Origin of the sequence: Kouleothrix sp., assembly GCF_046328425.1 — a bacterium.
GTDB lineage: Bacteria > Chloroflexota > Chloroflexia > Chloroflexales > Roseiflexaceae > Kouleothrix.
Window position 1 is genome coordinate 1 of record NZ_JAXLWP010000059.1, and the last position, 2651, is coordinate 2651.

2 protein-coding genes are annotated in these 2651 nt (G+C 71.1%); both read right to left on the reverse strand.

Annotated features, from left to right (window positions below):
• Positions 1-375: 375 nt before the first annotated feature.
• Entirely contained in the window at positions 376-1428 is a 1053-nt protein-coding gene (locus U0177_RS28880) for a dipeptidase (protein WP_409574160.1), read from the reverse strand.
• A 105-nt stretch (positions 1429-1533) separates the two neighbouring features.
• Positions 1534-2292, reverse strand: a complete 759-nt coding sequence (locus U0177_RS28885; RefSeq protein WP_409574161.1) for a hypothetical protein — start codon at positions 2290-2292, stop codon at positions 1534-1536.
• Positions 2293-2651: the final 359 nt, after the last annotated feature.

Here is a 2651-nt window from a genome sequence, read left to right on the forward strand (position 1 = left end):
GCTGCGCGCCCCCGTGCCCCGCGGCAGAGGGCGGCCGCCCGCCCTCTGCACTCCCACGCTGGGGCGCTGCCCCAGACCCCACAAATGAATGCCGTCGTGTGTACACCGTTGGTGGCGCATGCCTCGTGGCAAACCGACACGTCACTCCGCGCCTCAAGGCATGCGCGTCTGGCATTGCAATTGGCATGGCCTTCGTTCCCGTAGGGCGCGCATCGTGCGCGCCTTCCCCCCGTCGGGGTGAGCGGGGCCTACGCGGCCACGTGCCCCGTAATGAATGCCGTCGCATGTACAGCCTTGGTGGCGGATGCCTCGTGGCGCGGATTCGGGTGTGGGTTCGCCCTGAGGCATAACGCTCCCTCGCTCCCTCGCTCCGCGCTAGCGCTCGAGCACCTGCTCGAACACGCGCATCCAGTTGCCGTAGAGAATCTGGGCGATCTGCTCGTCGGCGAAGCCGCGCTCGATCAGCTTGCGCGTCAGGTTGCGCGCGTGGCCGTGGTTCGAGAGATCGGGCAGGAAGTACGCCCGCGTCAGCCGCCCGTCCAGCTCGGCGCGCTCGGCCTCCGACCAGCGGCGATAGATGAACTCGAAGAAGTCAAACCCCAGGCCGACGCCGTCGATGCCGGCGAGCTCGACGAGGTACTCAATCTCGTCGGCGTAGGTGTCGAGCGTGCTGTCGTCGGCGCGCGGGCTGACGAGCACCGCGTTGGCGCCGACCACGCCGCCGCGCCGGCCCACCGCGCGGATGTGCTCGTCGCTGCTGTTGCGCTCGATATCGTAGAATTTGCGCGGCGTGGTGTGCGAGATGATCAGCGGCCCGCTGGTGGTGGCCAGCAGCTCGTCGACGCCGGCCGGGTTGAGGTGCGCCAGGTCGATCAGGATGCCAAGCCGCTGGCACTCGGCCACCACCGCGCGCCCGAAGTCGCTGAGGCCGTGGCGCGACGAGCCGCTTGGCGCGAAGACACCACCATCGGCGGCCATGTTGCGCCGGGCGTGCGTCAGCCCGACGCTGCGCAGCCCCAGCTCGTAGAACACCCGCAGCAGGTTCAAGTCGGTGCCGAGCGGCTCGACGCCCTCCATGGTGATCAGCACGGCGACTCTGCCGGCCGCGCGCGCGGCGACGATTTCGGCGTGGCTGCGGCAGATCGCGAAGCGCGCGCTCCCCTCGGCCTCGGCGTACAGCCGCGCCACTTGGCCGAGCGCCACGCGCAGCGCCTGCTCGGGCAGGTACTTGTCCTCGATGTAGATCGCCGCGCCGAGGATGCCCACGCCGCCCTGCTCCAGCTCGGGCAGGTAGTCGGCCTCGAGCACGCCAGCGCGCTCGCGCTTGTCGTACAGGTCCATCAGCATGTCGAAGTGCATGTCGACGACGCCGTGCGCGTGCAGCCGGTCGACGCGCGCCTCGACGGCGGGGTTGAGAGGTGTGGCCATCGCTTGCTCCCGCATATTCAGCCTGTGGCGGTTGGTATGCGGCATCGTAGCACAGCGGGCGCGGGCGCGTCAATTGCACTGGCGCGCCTGCGCGAGGGCCTGGCTCTACTCGCTGACGTGCGCGGCAGACAGCAGGCTGGTGTATGCCTGCATGTGGCCCGCCGCCTCGCCGAACAGCGCGTTGACGCGCTGGTTGTCCTCTTTGGCGAGGAACGCGTGGAAGCCGTCGATCGAGCTGCCCATCGAGGCCAGCATCTCGGCGTGCGCGCCGCTCAGGCATGCGGGCGGCGCGATGTCGGCGAAGCGCTGGCGGACGCTCTGCAGGCGCGCGAGCTGGGCGGGCAGCGCGGCGCGGCCGGCGGCGGTCGCCGCGCGGAACGACTGGCTCCACTCGTCGGTGAGCGGCTGCGTCGCCGCGAGGTACTGCTGCGCGCGATCGCTGCACACGGCCGCGCTGATGCGCGACATATCGCCGAACACCGCGAAGAGCACCGCCACGACCGCGAGCAGCACGAGCACGCGCAAGAGCGCGCGGGGCCAGCGCCAGCGGCGCGCGCGCGGCTGCGGCTGCTTGGCTGCGGCCGCCTGCTGGTCGGGGAGCAAGATCGCCGGCCGCATCTCTGGGCCGTCGCCGGCCTGCTCGAGGCGGCGCAGCGCGTGGTACTGCGTGGCCTCGTCGCCGAGCGCGCGCCGGAAGCAGTAGCGCCGCTCGCGCGCGTCGGCGCACACCGAGCCAAGCCACAGCCATGCCATGGCGTACTGCGGGTCGTCGGCGAGCGCCTGGGCGAACAGCTGCCGAGCCCACTCGAGCTCGCCGGCGCGGGCGGCCGCGATCCCGTCGCGTGTGTAGTCGATTGCGATCACGATGGCTCCTTTCCGTTGTTAGGAAAACGTTAGAGCCGGTGGGGGGGATTCGTGCGGGCCTTTTCTCTCTCGGGGGCTGCGCGCCTGTATCCGGGGCTGCGCGCCCCGTGCCCCGCGAGAGGGCTTTCGGGGGCTACGCGCCCCCGTGCCCTGCGAGAGGGCTTACGGGGGCTGCGCGGGCCTGGGCCCCGCGGCAGACGGCTTACGAGGGCTACGCGCCCCCGTGCCCTGCGGCAGAGGGCGGGCGTCCGCCCTCTGCACTCCCCCGCTGGGGCGTTGCCCCAGACCCCATAATGAATGCCGTCGCGTGTACACCGTTGGTGGCGCATGCCTCGTGGCAAACCGACGCGGTATTGTGC